The following is a 14,422-nucleotide window of genomic DNA, read 5'->3' on the forward strand; positions in this document are numbered from 1 at the left end:
GTTTTTCCTTAAATTAGGAGATGATTTCGATAATTTCACGCGATTTTATCACTTCATCACTTATTTTAATTTTAACATATTTTTGGAAATCTGTAACTAGTTCCGGAGAAATTTTGCCATTTGTATATACTTTTGCAACAATTTCACCCTTTCTGACAAAGTCTCCAACTTTCTTCTCAAAAACAATCCCCGTCTCATAATCAAGGGCGTCTGTTTTCACTGCACGACCAGCACCCAATCTCATGGCAAAAAGACCAAACTCCATGGCTGGAAGTTCTGCTATAATACCATCCTCCTGAGCAGGAATATCAACTATATGGTCAACTTTTACTGGACGATAGAGGTCTTCTAAATCTCCACCCTGAGCTACAACCATTTCTTCGAATTTCTGGAGTGCCTTACCATTTTCAAGATGTTCCCTTACTTCCTCGACTGTTTTTTCAACATTTGCTAAAGATAGCATAATCTGGGCTAACTCGCAGATAAAATGACTAATATCTTCACGTCCCTTTCCTTGAAGAATTTCCAGTGCTTCTAGGATTTCCAAGCGGTTTCCAATGGCACGTCCCAATGGTTGACTCATGTCCGTAATGACTGCTACTGTCTTGCGACCTACAGCCTTACCAAGATTTACCATAGTTTGAGCCAATTCACGGGCCTCGTCCACTGTTTTCATGAAGGCGCCTTCACCAACAGTAACGTCCAGTAAGATAGCGTCAGCTCCAGCAGCAATCTTTTTACTCATGACCGAACTAGCAATCAAGGGAATAGTATCAACCGTTGCCGTCACATCACGGAGGGCATAAAGCAACTTATCAGCCTTAACCAGTTGATCGGACTGGCCAATGACTGAAACACCAATATCTTGAACTTGTTTGATAAATTCATCCTGATTTCGTTCAATCTGAAAACCTTTGATGGATTCTAATTTATCGATAGTACCGCCGGTATGACCCAGACCTCTACCACTCATCTTAGCAACTGGAACACCGAAACTAGCTACTAAAGGTGCTAGGATTAAAGTTACCTTATCACCAACTCCACCAGTAGAGTGTTTATCCACCTTAATGCCTTCGATTGGCGATAAATCAAACTCCTGACCTGTCTTAACCATGTTCATAGTCAAGTCAGAAATCTCATCTATAGTCATTCCCTGGAAATATACTGCCATAGCAAAAGCAGCCATCTGGTAGTCAGGGACGATTCCAGATACATAACCTTCAATCAGCCATTGGATCTCACTGGAGCTTAGTTCTTGGCCGTCTCTTTTTTTCTGGATTAGATCTACTGCTCTCATTCTTTCACACTTCTAAGGATATAATATCCCTTATCTTTCTTTACAACCTCGCAATTGCCAAAGATTTCTTCCATCTTGCTTTTGGCACTAGGAGCTCCTTGTTTTTTCTGAATAACGATCGTCAAATCCCCACCATCTACTAAAAAGTCTATACTTTTCTCAATGATTTCGTGGACTACTTGCTTGCCAGCGCGTATAGGTGGATTGGAAATGACATGGTCAAATTGTCCTTCTACCTGCTCATAAATATTAGACTGGAAGATAGTCGCTTGAACCTTGTTTTTTACTGCATTTTGCTGGGCTAAATCCAGGGCACGATTGTTGATATCCACCATCGTTGCTTGGGCACCATAAGCCTTAACCAAAGACAAACCTATCGGACCATAGCCACAACCAACATCAAGAATTTTTTCACCTTTTTCAATATCTAGACATCTTAACAACAACTGACTTCCAAAGTCAATCATTTTTTTACTAAAGACACCAGCATCTGTCAAAAAGGTCATCTTTTGCCCAAGTAGCTCAACTCTAAGCTCATGAATATCATGGGCTGCATCTGGATTTTCTGCATAATACATTTTACTCATGATACTATTTTACCATAATTTGACTTAAATTGTAAATCGTTTACAAAGGTATCAAGCCCTTACATCACATTGTATTTTCTCAAAAATAATATAAATTCGGATTAACATTAGGGACCTAGTAAAAAGCTCCCAACTGCCATGGTAATCGGAAAAGCAAAAATGCAAGCAAGACCAAAAAAGAAGAGCCAACACTTTCGTTTAAAGAAAGCTAGCACAAGGTAGCCAAGACCTAAGAGGGGTAATAAGATAAACAAAACAAAAGTGGTCCAGTTATGGCTCTGAGTTCCTATCGTAAAAGAAAAATTCACCCAGTTTGGTGATAACCATAAAACAACTACAAATAGACTGATAAAAAACAGCGCCTTTTCTCTTAATCTAGCTTTCATCTTAACACCTCCTTTATAGGTTTTCCCCCTTATATTTTAACAAAGAAAGCGCTTTTCTTCAATCTCTATCAATTATTGGAAACGAATGACAAGTCATTGGGTGCTACAAGGTATCACAGTCAGGATAAAACAACAAATTTATTGTCTATAATCAGACGCATTTTGATTACTATTGCTTCACCTTCAAATACTTAATTATCAACAGGATTCCCAACAAGATGTTTAGATAAAAGCCCAACTGATAAGTTTGTGTCAGGATTTCCAAACTTGTCCACAAGCGTATCAAATCTTCTATTGACATGCGAAATAAATAACCCTCTGTAGCAATCCACAAAATCAAAAATAGATAACTACCAGCAGCAAGGAATTTTGTCCAACCTTTCCTTAACAACCATGCAATGAGGAGTGAACAAATGAAAATAGTTGTTACAATGGCATAATCCATTAAAAATGTAAAACCGTAATAAATTTCCACAAAACGTCTACCATTATCCACATTGACTCCTTTTATAAAAGGTAAAGCAAAACTTAAAATAAAACAGAGTTCCAATATGTAACTTTTTAAGATTTTCATAGTACACCTCCTATGAGTTTTGAACTAAAAGCCCCCTTTATTAGCTGATAAAATCAGGAGAAAGCAGCTCCTACTTCATCAATAAATTGTTCATTCTCTATCTACTTATAGTATAAACTACTGACTTATCACATTCAAGAAACCGCTTTATTTTTTTAGCTTTTTATGGTATGATAGACAAAATATCTAGGGGAAAATAAATGACCAACGAATTTTTACATTTTGAAAGGATAAACCGCGAAACTTGGCAATCCTTGCATCGCAAAACAACTCCTCCCTTGACCGAGGAAGAGTTAGATTCTATTAAGAGTTTCAATGACCAGATTAGCCTTCAAGACGTTACAGATATCTATCTGCCACTGGCACATTTGATTCAGATTTACAAACGTTCCAAAGAAGACCTTGCCTTTTCAAAAGGTATTTTCCTTCAAAGAGAGAGCAAAAAACAGCCCTTTATTATCGGAGTTTCTGGGAGTGTTGCTGTCGGTAAATCAACCACTAGTCGTCTCTTGCAAATTTTGCTTTCTCGTATCGTTCCTGGAGCAAGTGTTGAACTAGTTACTACGGATGGTTTTTTATACCCAAATAGTGTCTTAATTGAGCAAGACATTCTCAACCGCAAGGGTTTTCCTGAGAGTTACGACATGGAAGCTTTGCTCAATTTCCTAGACCAACTCAAAAATGGACAGGATGTTGATATCCCTGTTTATTCCCATGAAATCTATGATATCGTGCCAGGTCAAAAACAACGAGTAGAAGCCGCTGATTTTGTCATTGTTGAGGGAATCAACGTATTCCAAAATCCACATAATGCCCGTCTCTATATTACTGATTTCTTTGACTTTTCAATCTATGTCGATGCCGCAGTCGAGGATATTGAAAGCTGGTATTTGGATCGTTTCTTAAAACTTCTTAGCTTTGCTCAAGATGATCCAGGCAACTATTACTACCGTTTCACTCAACTTCCTCTTAGTGAAGTCAAGGATTTTGCCCACCAAGTTTGGACTAGTATCAACCTCACCAATCTCCAAAATTACATTGAACCGACACGAAATCGTGCCGAGGTCATTCTCCATAAATCTAAAAATCACGAAATTGATGAAATTTACTTAAAAAAATAATTTTCCCTTGTCAAAACGTAAGTTTTCAGATATAATGGTATAGTTAGTAAAAATGGAGGTAAGAACATTGGCAAACATTAAATCAGCTATCAAACGCGCTGAATTGAACGTTAAACAAAACGAAAAGAACTCAGCTCAAAAATCAGCTATGCGTACTGCTATCAAAGCTTTTGAAGCAAACCCATCTGAAGAACTTTACCGTGCTGCCAGCTCAGCTATCGATAAAGCAGAAACTAAAGGTTTGATCCACAAAAATAAAGCTAGCCGTGATAAAGCACGTCTTGCAGCTAAACTTGGTTAATCTTTAACTGCATACAAAATGAGCTCTTCGGAGCTTTTTTTGTACACATTTTTCTGGAGGTCATTATGAAAATAGCTATCATCGGATATTCAGGATCAGGTAAATCTACTCTTGCAGAAAAACTAGCCAAGCACTACTCTATCCAAAAACTTCATATGGATACTCTCCAATTTCAGCCAGGTTGGCAGGACAGTGACCGTGACTGGATGCTTAAGGAGATGAAGGATTTTTTATCCACAAATGAAAATTGGGTGATTGATGGCAACTACTCGTGGTGTTGCTATGAGGAAAGAATGGAGCAAGCTGACCAGATCATCTTTTTAAACTTCTCATCGTGGACTTGTTTGCTAAGAGCCTTTAAGCGCTATTTAAAATACAGAGGCAAAGTCAGAGAAAGTATGGCAGCAGGATGCCCCGAGCAATTCAACTGGGAATTTATCCGTTGGATTCTTTGGGATGGACGAACAAAAAATGCTAAGGATAGATACCAATACTTAAACAATACTTACCCAGAAAAGATGCGTATTCTCCATTCTCAAGCAGAGATTGATTGTTTTTTGCGATCTTTAAAAAAATAAACAATATAGTAGCATTTCATTAAAGTCAGCATGGACTGAATGACTAAAAATAACTCGAGCAATTTATAAATCAACAATATAGTAGATTGAATTTAGAACAGTACACTACAACTGCTAAAAATATTTCTAGAAATTAGTTTGACTTTTCTAATCTCTCTGTTCACATCTTATTTCAATCCACTATAATATTCCCCTAGAAATGAAGAGAATCTTGTTCATAGTTTCTGAGTTCGTAATACAAAAAAACTTCTCCGATATTACCTTCGATAACTAAATCAGCTTGGCTATCTTGAGGAGTGCTGGACTTGTTGATAACGACAAGATTTGACCCTGAAAAATAATTGATTAGGCTAGCTGCAGGATAAACGACTAAAGAAGTTCCACCAATGATCAATAAATCTGCTTGCTGAATGGCTCGAGCTGCTCGACTAAATACGTCCATATCTAGTGATTCCTCATAAAGGGTTACATTAGGTTTGACTACCTTGCCACAATCTAAGCAGTGGGGAACTGGACCTTCAAGTGCCAAAAATGCATTCAAATCATAAAAGCGATGACAGCCCAAACAGTAATTACGATCTGCACTACCATGCAGTTTCAAAACTTTTTCAGAACCCGCCATTTCATGGAGACTATCGATATTTTGCGTCACAATCGCCTTTAATTTACCAGTCTTTTCCAAAAATGCTAGATAAATATGTGCTAAATTTGGCTTGGCATCTGGATAGACGAGATACTTTTTGTAGAAATCAAAAAAATCCTCTGGATAGCGTTCAAACATGGTGCGTGAAACCAGTTGCTCGGCAGTAAAATGGCTCCCCAACTTAAGACTATAAACACCATCAGAACTTCGAAAATCAGGAATATTAGACTCTGTTGAAACCCCTGCACCACCGAAAAAGACAATTCTTTGACTTTTATCTATCAGTTTCTGTAATTGTTCAATCTTATCCATTTCACCCCTCCTTAAGTTTTTTGTTCTAAAAAAGTTGAAAGCCTTGACTTCTTGTCAACTTGGCTTCCAACTTTATTTGATTATGATTAAGATATTAAACTGACTAGTCTAGGTCCTTTGACATAATTTGACTTTCTTCAAAGTCCTTATTCTCATCTATTTATAGGATTGAAGCAATGAACATGCTTATCATTTTGAGAACAAGAGTAATCACATGAATGGAATCTAACTTTAGTCTGCAATCAAGGTTTCTAGACCAACTTTCATCATATCTGTGAAAGTATTTTGGCGCTCTTCTGCAGTTGTATCTTCATCTGGATTAACCAAACTATCTGAAATAGTCATGATAGCAAGAGCATCAACATGGTGTTGGGCAGCAAGATAGTACAGCGCAGCTGCTTCCATTTCTACAGCCTTGACTCCCCATTTACCAAGTTCGATATTTTTTTCAAAGTAGTTTGAGTAGAAAACATCTGAAGACAAGACATTACCAACGTGAGTGGTCATACCAAGATCTTTGGCAATATGATAGGCTTTATCAAGTAAATCAAAGCTAGAGATTTGTGGAAAATCATATTGAGGCCAGTCATTGCGGATGATGTTTGAGTTGGTTGCAGCTGCTTGTGCCAAAACTAATTCACGAACATGAACATCCTCATTCAAAGAACCAGCAGTTCCGACACGGATCAATTTTTTCACACCGTAATCGACAATCAATTCACGCGCATAGATGGAGATTGATGGCATTCCCATCCCTGTTCCCATGACAGATACACGATGGCCCTTGTAAGTCCCAGTGTAACCAAACATGTTACGGACTTCGTTAAAGCAAACAGCATCTTCTAAAAAGTTCTCAGCGATAAATTTCGCACGAAGAGGATCTCCAGGAAGAAGAATTTTATCAGCAATTTCACCCTGCTTAGCAGCAATATGGATAGACATAGTTTATGATACAAAGAGCGACCAGAAAGCGACTGAAAATTAGGAATCTGACGAGAAATCCTGATTTCACAGTCAGATTATCTATTTTCCGAGCTTTCCGCTCGTGTTCAAATCTGAACACACGCTCTACCTTTCTTTTTTGATATACAAGACAGGCGACAGAGAACAAAGTAAAAATAGGAAACTGGCGACGCATTGTAAATGCTAGACAGTTTATCTTTTTTACACAGTTCTCCGCCCGTATTCAGTTCAGCGAATACAGTTAACCCATCCTTTCTTTATTTTACATTGTTTGACTATAGTTTAGTCTGAGCGATTTTGTTAAATATTATAAATAGTTTTTTTCTGAATGACCTAAAGTTATTCTTAAAAAGGCAAATGGCAAAGTGTAAATTGCTTTGTTGTATTGCGAGACCGTTTCATTATAGTATAATTTTTGATTAGCAACTAGCACTTCTGACTCTTTGATCTCAGCAATCAGATCCTTTATACTTTGATCAGCGGTAACACTCGTATCTCTTTCAATTTCTTCTATAATTTTATTCTTCGTTTCCTCTACTTTAGTTGAGTATTCGTGTTTAGAAGAATTTCCAGATTCACCATAAAATTTACGCTTAGATTCTGAATGATTGGCTTTATTTTCGTCGTTAGTAAAATTGTTGACAGACTTTTTTTCTTCTAACAATTCTGAAACATTTTTCCTAACAGACATTTTTAACTCATGGTCAACAATCTTATCTGTCAATTCACGAAGTTGTACAATTAACTTTTCCACGTACTCTTCTTTAATTTCAATTGCACTGTATGAAGATTTAATTAACTCTTTTAAGGTAACAACTTTATGGTACTGTAATATAAACACTATTACAATATAGCTTAAAACTGCAAATACGATAGATGCTCCTTGAAAGGGTTCATAGTCTATTTCACTACCACTTGTGTCTATGGCAGAAAATATAATCAACCAAATAAAAGTTAGGAGAGCAACTATAAAAACTCCACGAATGATACGAAATAATGGATTATTCATCAAATTTGACATCAATTAATCCTTTTACAATTCTGCAAGAATCGCTTTCAGCAAGCCTTTAAAGTCGCCTTTGACACGTTCGGTCACCTCTACCACTTCTTCGTGGTTGAGTTCTTCTTGGAAACCAGCAGCAAAGTTGGTAATACATGAAATACCAAGAACTTTCAAGCCAGAGTGTGCTGCAACGATAACTTCAGGAACAGTGGACATACCAACCGCATCTGCTCCAAGTATCTTATAGGCGCGAATCTCTGCTGGTGTTTCATAAGTTGGACCAGTAACACCGATATAAACCCCATCATCCAGTTTAATGCCCAATTTGTCTGCTACTTGATGTGCAGTCTCACGGTATTCTGGAGTGTAAGCTTTCGACATATCAGGGAAACGTGGACCAAAGTCATCCAAGTTTTCACCAATCAATGGGTTTTGACCAGTCATATTGATGTGGTCTGAGATAGCCATCAAGGTGCCAGGACCGAAGCCGATACCGCCAGCAGCGTTGGTTACAAGCACTCCTTCACATCCCAAGACTTTCATAACACGGACAGGGAAAGTCACAACTTCAAGAGGATTTCCTTCGTAGAAGTGGAAACGACCTTGAAGTGCTAAAACCTTACGTCCTGCAAGTTCACCGTACACCAATTTTCCAGCGTGTCCAACAACAGTCGAACGTCCCCAGTTTGGAATCTCAGCATAGTCTACCACAACTGGATTTTCAATTTCTTCAGCAAGTTCGCCAAGTCCTGATCCAAGAATCAAGCCGAACTCTGGTGCTTCTACTCCTTTGCCCTTCAAAAATGCTGCTGTTTCATTTATTTTATCTAAAAATGTCATTAGGTATCTCCTTCTTTATGTTTTAAAAATTGACCGATTTTGTCAAAGGTTTTTGCATTGCGAATCGTAATTTGGCGATAGAAAGGCATCTTTAGCAAGTGCTTATGATAAGCTGTTTTAGAGTAGCTAGCTTCTGACAATTTACCCCAGAAGATCCCTAATTTCCCAAAATGAAGCACTTCATCGACTAGTTCCAAACTGTTCACTTTCTCGATGACTTGATCCACATCCAAGCCCTCAGTGTATAAGAGGATGTCCTTTCTTGCTAGGTCTTGCGACCACCAGTTTGGTAGATGGCTACATTCCTCTTCGTAGTCTTCTTGACTTAACAAGGAAAAATATCGGATAAATGGATAATGTTCTTTAAAGAAATCCTGTAGACTCTCAACCAACTGAATTCTAGGCATGCTAGTATCAAAGAAAATATTGCCACTATTGATGTAGATTTCAACATTTTCTAATCCCAACTCTGTCAATTCTTGACGCAGTTGGGCCATAACCACCTTATGTTTCCCACCGACATTGATCCCTCTAACCAGTAATGCAAAGCGAGTCATCTTAAACCAATTTATCTAAGAAACTTTCACCAATCATAGCCTTATCAACGCCAAAGTTATCAGCGATTGTTGCCGAAATATCAGCAAAATGACCAATTGGTAAGTGTCCATTTCCTTTTAGTGATGGGCTGTAGGCCAAAAGTGGAATGTATTCACGAGTATGGTCAGTACCCGCATAGGTTGGATCGTTCCCATGGTCAGCAGTAATCAAAAGAAGATCATCTTCTCTCATTGCTGCCATAATTTCTGGCAAGCGCTCATCAAACTCATGCAAGCAATCACGGTAACCGTGTGGATCACGACGGTGTCCATAAAGAGCATCAAAGTCGACCAAGTTTGTGAATGAGAAGCCTTCTTTGAAATCCTCAGATTTCATTGCTTTAATCAAATTATCAATTCCATGGCTATTTGACTTATTGTGGCCCATATCATGGTTCACCCCAGCACCATTAAAGATATCGCTAATCTTACCTACTGAGTAAGTATCAATACCTGCTTCGTTGAGTTTGTCCAAAACTGTGGGAGCAAATGGTGATACAGCCAAGTCACGACGATTTGCAGTACGTGTGAAGTTCCCAGGCTCACCAACATAAGGACGTGCAATAATACGACCTAGAAGAGCTGGACGTTCTAATGTAATCGAACGAGCGTACTCACAAATACGATAGAGTTCATCTAAAGGAATAATGTCTTCGTGGGCCGCGATTTGAAGAACCGGGTCAGCTGATGTATAGATGATCAACTCGCCTGTTTCCATTTGACGTGGTCCAAAATCATCGATAACAGCAGTTCCTGAGTAAGGTTTGTTTGCTTCACGGATTACTTTACGACCTGAAAATTCTTCAATCTTTGTAAGGATTTCTTCTGGGAATCCATTCCAGAAAGTATCGAAAGGTTCAGTGATATTGAGGCCCATGATTTCCCAGTGACCTGTCATGGTGTCTTTACCTAATGATACTTCCTCAAGTTTAGTGTAGTAACCACTAGGATTTGCCTCTGTGGGAACCGTTTTAAGGGATGTCTCACGCTCGATGTTCCCAAGACCAATCTTAGCCATGTTAGGAACATTCAAACCAACTGATTTTGAAATATGGCCAAGTGTATCAGATGCTCCATCTGGAACCCCTGCATTGACAAAGTTATTAGCATCTGGTGCTGCACCGATTCCTACAGAATCTAGTACCACCAAGTGAATACGATTAAATTTTGGCATAGTGTGTCTCCTTTTTTGATTATTTTGATTATTTCCCTTTTGTTGAAGTTAAAACCTGAACGCCAGCTTGCCCTGCAACAATCACTTTATCAACCATTTGATTAAATAAACCGTGCTCAACAATACCGACCTGAAGATCCAGTTGATGACCAAAAGCAATCGGGTCTTCAATAACACCTAAATCAAGATCAATGATGAAATTTTTCATATCCGTCACAAAACGTTGGCCATCTTTTTCACGAAAACTTGGCTTATAACCAGCTTTTTCAAAACGACGGAAAACCTGTTCTGCTCCGTATTGGACAACTTCGACAGGTAGTTTGAAAGCGCCCAGTTTCTCAACCATTTTGCTCTCATCTACCACCCAGATATACTGTTTGGTTGGTGTTGCAACTACTTTTTCCATTAGAAGTGCACCACCGCCTCCTTTGATACCATTAAACTGGCGATCTACCTCATCAGCTCCATCAACAGTCACGTCCACCTCATCCACCTCGTCAATCGACTTAAGTGGGATATTCAATCCTTGTGCCTGTTTTGTCGTTACACTCGAGGTCGTTACGGCTGTAATTTGAAGTCCTTCTTCTTTAATTCTACGTCCGATCTCCTCTACGAAATAATAGGCAGTCGAGCCTGTTCCAAGTCCTACAACCATTCCGTTGGTTACGAACTCAGCAGCCTTGATGCCTGCTATTTTTTTCAGATTTTCCACTTAAACACCTCCAAACAAAAAGCTACTTTTATTATAACATGAATACGCTTTAAATTCATCCTTGCACTAGAAAAACCCGAACATTTTATTTCGGGTTTCTGATTCTTATTTAACCATGTCAGGATCGTAGTCATAAAATCCTGTGTCAAGGAAACGATTTTTTGGATGGAGTTTACGGACTTGCTCATCCAACAAGAAGGCTTGGTCATGCGTAAAGCTTCCCTCTTGAATCAAGCTACGAGCTTGGATGAAGAGTTTTGCAATCTCAACAAAATCTTGCCCTGGAGTATATAGTCCCTCTAGTTTCCAATGAGTGAAACCATGCTCTACCAACTCTGGCAATTTGGTCATCAAATCAAGGTCGTTATTGGCAAAAATGTGAGTTCCATGATTGTCTTCAAAAATAGAGTAATGGCTATCTGGATCACTAGGCTCTGCTAAGAAGAGGTCGCGTTGACGTGTTTTTTCATCATCAATCTGAGTAAAATTATAGTAATTCTGCAAGAGTGGACGCTTAGAGTGGTGGATAACACTTGCTCCATAGACCAAAATTTCAGCAGGAATTTCCAAAATTTCAGGCATTTTAAAGAGTTCAGCTGATGGAATTTCACGAGCCAATACTGCCTCAGAAGCGCCAGCCTTTTGTCCCCAGAAATTGATCTGACGGCTGCTAGTTACCATCGTTGAGGCGTCATAGATGGTTTTAAAAGAATAACCATCGCGATTGACAACATAAAAGACACCTGCATCCCCAACAGTAATGTAGTCTGTTTTAATATCTTCCAAGAAATCAAGGAAGGGCTTGATACGATCCATCATATCCTGATGCATAAGGGCATTGACCGCTACGATCAATTCCTTACCTGCATCATGAACCAGACCAGCGATGGTTCTCAGTTCATCATAAGAAAAAGTCTTTGGCAAACGAAGTCCAAAATCTTTCTCACCAACATAGATGCGGTCAACTCCCGCCTCTAGTAATTCTTTTACTTGTTCAATGCTTTCAGCAGTTGCTGTAATAATAATCTTTTCCATAAGAAAAATTATACCACATTTCTGAAAAATCAGCTATGGGCAATCTATTTTTTAAGAAAAGTTATACTCTTCACTTTTATAAAAAGAAAAGTGAACTACCTTTACTAGAGTTCACTTTATATTCTTTTATGCTTGTATTTCTTCAACAAGGTGACCATCATTCATGATAAAGACACGGTCCACCTTATCTAGAAGTCTGGTGTCATGAGTAATCATTACCACTCCTCTTCCCTGCTCATGGGCTATAGATGCCAGCATATCCGTTACTTGATAAGCTCTTTGGGTATCAAGACTGGCTGTTGGTTCGTCAGCAAGAACGATGCTAGGATTGTTATAGAGTGCTCTGGCAATTGCTGCTCGTTGACGTTCTCCCCCAGATAAGGCCTTAGGATAATGATTTTGAACTTTGTTCAGATCCAGCAAATCAAATAACTCTTGACGGTCACTTTTCGAAGATTCGTCTTTATCTAGTCGATCAATTAAGTCTAATTGTTCCTTCACTGTTAAAAAAGGGATCAGATTTGAAGCCTGTAATATAAAACCAAATTCCTTAAACCGAAGATCTGTTTTCTCTTTTTCAGTCAAATTACCCGTTTCTGTTCCCTTTACTAAAATCTTCCCACCTGAAGGCTCCTGCAACTGTCCTAAGGTGGTCAAAAAGGTTGTTTTACCAGATCCAGAAGGACCAACTATGGCAACAAATTCACCTGCATTTAGTTGAAAGTTCGTCTCGTGTAGTGCAACGACTTTCATATTTCCTTCTCCATAGCTTTTCGTCACTTGCTTCATTTCTATCAATGGTGTCATGTAGGTCTCCTTATCATTCTGCAATAGCTGTTATTGGATCAACTTTGAGCAAACGAGGGAGAGAAATCACTCCTCCAAGTAATGCCATCAAACAAATTCCCAAACTCAATCCTAAATATGCTAACCAACTTGAATAGAAAACGAAGGTTGCAGGTAAAACAAGGATGACAGCTACAATTGCCAATAATGCTAGACCGATCCCAAAACCTGCCAGCAATATAATTTGACAAAAAAGCGACCAAACAATAGTTTTAACCTGAATTCCTTGGGCTCTCATAATTCCATAGAGGCCTAGTTTTTGAATGGTAATAATATAAATAAAAATACCAATAATAAGACCTGATATGATAATCATCGCTAAAATCATGCCTGAAAATACGTTTACTTGAGGTGTATAGCCCGGAATATGGGCAATCATGTTTTGAATGGTTAATTGACTTAAACCATCAGCAGATAGCTGAACATCATTTTTTAAGACCAAAGCAGAAATCGAGCGACCTGCATTTAGCGTACCTTGTAAGATCCAATAGCTAGTCAAATTTGTAAATACTACAGGTTCTGTAAAAAATTTATTCCCTTTCGTAAGTCCAACGATGGTATAAGAATTTTCACTTCCATTCAGTTGAACGGCATCACCAAGTTTAATTCCATAGTTTTCTAAAGACTGATCCACGACAAATTCATTATCACTTTCTGGATAATGTCCCTCAATCAAGGAAGGAGAGATAAAACTGTTCCAATCCTGTGCAAAAATAGAGATGTTTTCCTTCTCACTATCATTGACGAGATTGGTCACCGCAAACATATACCCCAAAGGTGCTGCATCTTCGGAAACCTGATCCTTATAATTCTTTTCTGGAATAAAGGAAGCTGTCAGATTATCATTTGCATAATCTGATAAAACAATTCCTGTCGCTTGCCAATTATCCACGGCTGCTCTATTATTTCTAACAAGCCCCAGAGCTAAACTTGTCATAAAAAAGACCATAAACGCTATAAGAAAGATCGTCGTTAAAATCAAACTATAACGAAGTTTATTTTTTAAAATTTCCTTGATTGCAAGATACACTGCAAATCTCCTTTTACTTTTCTAAGAGTGGAAAAAGCTCACTCAGCATCAAAAATCATAACCACCCGTCTAACGGGTGGTTTGCACCAGGGCTATAAGCCCAAATTACCAGCCAGCGCCTAAAGACGCTGGCTTTCACGTTGTTCAAGCCTCATTGCTCTTGACTCGTCACTTGCCTCTTAAAGAGGCGTGAGTATTACTTGCCACTATCCCTAAAGGGATCCTCATATTCTTTTACACTTAATTTATCTAGTGCTATATCATGCTTTACTCGTTCTCAAATTTTCATACTCGTGAAGAAATCATCCACTGGATAATTTCTTTAATCTTGAATATATTTCTTAATTGTGGCTTCATTAAGCCCTACTGTACTCACATAATAACCTTCTGCCCAGAAATGCCGATTCCCAAACTTGTACTTGAG

17 protein-coding genes and 1 pseudogene are annotated in these 14,422 nt (G+C 38.4%); 3 read left to right on the top strand and 15 right to left on the bottom strand.

Annotation, left to right across the window (positions count from 1 at the left end; all coding sequences use genetic code 11):
- Nucleotides 1-13: 13 nt before the first annotated feature.
- From QEZ38_RS07165 to QEZ38_RS07180, 4 genes are all read right to left on the bottom strand, one after another.
- Nucleotides 14-1,297 carry a pyrimidine-nucleoside phosphorylase gene (locus tag QEZ38_RS07165; RefSeq protein ID WP_281335461.1) on the bottom strand — a complete coding sequence of 428 codons (1,284 nt, stop codon included), beginning with the start codon at nt 1,295-1,297 and terminating at the stop codon, nt 14-16.
- On the bottom strand, nt 1,294-1,884 hold the full coding sequence (locus QEZ38_RS07170) for a class I SAM-dependent methyltransferase (protein WP_281335462.1): 591 nt from the start codon (nt 1,882-1,884) through the stop codon (nt 1,294-1,296). Before QEZ38_RS07170 ends, QEZ38_RS07165 begins: the two co-directional genes overlap by 4 nt.
- A gap of 107 nt (nt 1,885-1,991) precedes the next feature.
- The gene (locus QEZ38_RS07175) at nt 1,992-2,270 is read right to left on the bottom strand and encodes a 1,4-dihydroxy-2-naphthoate prenyltransferase (RefSeq protein WP_281335463.1); all 279 of its coding nucleotides are present in this window, start codon (nt 2,268-2,270) and stop codon (nt 1,992-1,994) included.
- 169 nt (nt 2,271-2,439) lie between these two features.
- Nucleotides 2,440-2,844: a hypothetical protein gene (locus QEZ38_RS07180; RefSeq protein ID WP_281335464.1), complete on the bottom strand. Its 405-nt coding sequence runs from the start codon at nt 2,842-2,844 to the stop codon at nt 2,440-2,442.
- Nucleotides 2,845-3,044: 200 nt separating this feature from the next.
- On the opposite strand from QEZ38_RS07180, the gene coaA reads away from it, so the two are divergent.
- From coaA to QEZ38_RS07195, 3 genes are all read left to right on the top strand, one after another.
- Nucleotides 3,045-3,965 (top strand): type I pantothenate kinase, encoded by a 921-nt coding sequence (gene coaA, locus QEZ38_RS07185; protein ID WP_281335465.1) that lies wholly within the window; start codon nt 3,045-3,047, stop codon nt 3,963-3,965.
- Nucleotides 3,966-4,017: 52 nt separating this feature from the next.
- A complete protein-coding gene (gene rpsT, locus QEZ38_RS07190) occupies nt 4,018-4,266 on the top strand; it encodes a 30S ribosomal protein S20 (protein ID WP_029689628.1) in 249 nt (82 codons plus the stop codon).
- 65 nt (nt 4,267-4,331) lie between these two features.
- Nucleotides 4,332-4,844 carry a DNA topology modulation protein gene (locus QEZ38_RS07195; RefSeq protein WP_281335466.1) on the top strand — a complete coding sequence of 171 codons (513 nt, stop codon included), beginning with the start codon at nt 4,332-4,334 and terminating at the stop codon, nt 4,842-4,844.
- Between the two features lie 193 nt (nt 4,845-5,037).
- Here the strand turns inward: QEZ38_RS07195 and QEZ38_RS07200 are convergent, their stop codons facing one another.
- The 11 genes and pseudogenes from QEZ38_RS07200 to QEZ38_RS07250 form a co-directional block, all read right to left on the bottom strand.
- The gene (locus QEZ38_RS07200) at nt 5,038-5,799 is read right to left on the bottom strand and encodes an NAD-dependent protein deacylase (RefSeq protein ID WP_153224823.1); all 762 of its coding nucleotides are present in this window, start codon (nt 5,797-5,799) and stop codon (nt 5,038-5,040) included.
- A 231-nt stretch (nt 5,800-6,030) separates the two neighbouring features.
- Nucleotides 6,031-6,741 (bottom strand): purine-nucleoside phosphorylase, encoded by a 711-nt coding sequence (gene deoD, locus QEZ38_RS07205; protein WP_153224822.1) that lies wholly within the window; start codon nt 6,739-6,741, stop codon nt 6,031-6,033.
- 328 nt (nt 6,742-7,069) lie between these two features.
- Nucleotides 7,070-7,783, bottom strand: a complete 714-nt coding sequence (locus QEZ38_RS07210) for a LemA family protein (RefSeq protein ID WP_075231958.1) — start codon at nt 7,781-7,783, stop codon at nt 7,070-7,072.
- Nucleotides 7,784-7,795: 12 nt separating this feature from the next.
- The gene (locus QEZ38_RS07215; protein WP_281335467.1) at nt 7,796-8,605 is read right to left on the bottom strand and encodes a purine-nucleoside phosphorylase; all 810 of its coding nucleotides are present in this window, start codon (nt 8,603-8,605) and stop codon (nt 7,796-7,798) included.
- The gene (locus QEZ38_RS07220) at nt 8,605-9,162 is read right to left on the bottom strand and encodes a DUF1697 domain-containing protein (protein WP_281335468.1); all 558 of its coding nucleotides are present in this window, start codon (nt 9,160-9,162) and stop codon (nt 8,605-8,607) included. Before QEZ38_RS07220 ends, QEZ38_RS07215 begins: the two co-directional genes overlap by 1 nt.
- Before the next feature lies 1 nt (nt 9,163).
- The gene (locus QEZ38_RS07225; RefSeq protein ID WP_281335469.1) at nt 9,164-10,375 is read right to left on the bottom strand and encodes a phosphopentomutase; all 1,212 of its coding nucleotides are present in this window, start codon (nt 10,373-10,375) and stop codon (nt 9,164-9,166) included.
- A 28-nt stretch (nt 10,376-10,403) separates the two neighbouring features.
- Nucleotides 10,404-11,087, bottom strand: a complete 684-nt coding sequence (rpiA, locus tag QEZ38_RS07230) for a ribose-5-phosphate isomerase RpiA (RefSeq protein ID WP_061862936.1) — start codon at nt 11,085-11,087, stop codon at nt 10,404-10,406.
- Between the two features lie 105 nt (nt 11,088-11,192).
- The gene (locus QEZ38_RS07235; protein ID WP_281335470.1) at nt 11,193-12,122 is read right to left on the bottom strand and encodes a peptidase U32 family protein; all 930 of its coding nucleotides are present in this window, start codon (nt 12,120-12,122) and stop codon (nt 11,193-11,195) included.
- A gap of 126 nt (nt 12,123-12,248) precedes the next feature.
- A complete protein-coding gene (locus tag QEZ38_RS07240) occupies nt 12,249-12,929 on the bottom strand; it encodes an ABC transporter ATP-binding protein (RefSeq protein ID WP_248035475.1) in 681 nt (226 codons plus the stop codon).
- A 13-nt stretch (nt 12,930-12,942) separates the two neighbouring features.
- Nucleotides 12,943-13,998, bottom strand: coding sequence for an ABC transporter permease (locus QEZ38_RS07245; RefSeq protein WP_281335471.1), 1,056 nt, complete (start codon nt 13,996-13,998; stop codon nt 12,943-12,945).
- 325 nt (nt 13,999-14,323) lie between these two features.
- Nucleotides 14,324-14,422, bottom strand: a pseudogene (locus QEZ38_RS07250) (transposase); the annotation flags it as partial.

The sequence above is a fragment of the Streptococcus taonis genome, assembly GCF_029948085.1.
GTDB classification, from domain to species: Bacteria; Bacillota; Bacilli; order Lactobacillales; family Streptococcaceae; genus Streptococcus; species Streptococcus taonis.

What these genes read in the sequence shown, in the direction of transcription:
- QEZ38_RS07165 (WP_281335461.1), bottom strand. Translation starts at nt 1,297, where the DNA reads ATGAGAGCAGTAGATCTAATCCAGAAAAAAAGAGACGGCCAAGAACTA.
- QEZ38_RS07170 (WP_281335462.1), bottom strand. Translation starts at nt 1,884, where the DNA reads ATGAGTAAAATGTATTATGCAGAAAATCCAGATGCAGCCCATGATATT.
- QEZ38_RS07175 (WP_281335463.1), bottom strand. Translation starts at nt 2,270, where the DNA reads ATGAAAGCTAGATTAAGAGAAAAGGCGCTGTTTTTTATCAGTCTATTT.
- QEZ38_RS07180 (WP_281335464.1), bottom strand. Translation starts at nt 2,844, where the DNA reads ATGAAAATCTTAAAAAGTTACATATTGGAACTCTGTTTTATTTTAAGT.
- coaA (WP_281335465.1), top strand. Translation starts at nt 3,045, where the DNA reads ATGACCAACGAATTTTTACATTTTGAAAGGATAAACCGCGAAACTTGG.
- rpsT (WP_029689628.1), top strand. Translation starts at nt 4,018, where the DNA reads ATGGAGGTAAGAACATTGGCAAACATTAAATCAGCTATCAAACGCGCT.
- QEZ38_RS07195 (WP_281335466.1), top strand. Translation starts at nt 4,332, where the DNA reads ATGAAAATAGCTATCATCGGATATTCAGGATCAGGTAAATCTACTCTT.
- QEZ38_RS07200 (WP_153224823.1), bottom strand. Translation starts at nt 5,799, where the DNA reads ATGGATAAGATTGAACAATTACAGAAACTGATAGATAAAAGTCAAAGA.
- deoD (WP_153224822.1), bottom strand. Translation starts at nt 6,741, where the DNA reads ATGTCTATCCATATTGCTGCTAAGCAGGGTGAAATTGCTGATAAAATT.
- QEZ38_RS07210 (WP_075231958.1), bottom strand. Translation starts at nt 7,783, where the DNA reads ATGTCAAATTTGATGAATAATCCATTATTTCGTATCATTCGTGGAGTT.
- QEZ38_RS07215 (WP_281335467.1), bottom strand. Translation starts at nt 8,605, where the DNA reads ATGACATTTTTAGATAAAATAAATGAAACAGCAGCATTTTTGAAGGGC.
- QEZ38_RS07220 (WP_281335468.1), bottom strand. Translation starts at nt 9,162, where the DNA reads ATGACTCGCTTTGCATTACTGGTTAGAGGGATCAATGTCGGTGGGAAA.
- QEZ38_RS07225 (WP_281335469.1), bottom strand. Translation starts at nt 10,375, where the DNA reads ATGCCAAAATTTAATCGTATTCACTTGGTGGTACTAGATTCTGTAGGA.
- QEZ38_RS07235 (WP_281335470.1), bottom strand. Translation starts at nt 12,122, where the DNA reads ATGGAAAAGATTATTATTACAGCAACTGCTGAAAGCATTGAACAAGTA.
- QEZ38_RS07240 (WP_248035475.1), bottom strand. Translation starts at nt 12,929, where the DNA reads ATGACACCATTGATAGAAATGAAGCAAGTGACGAAAAGCTATGGAGAA.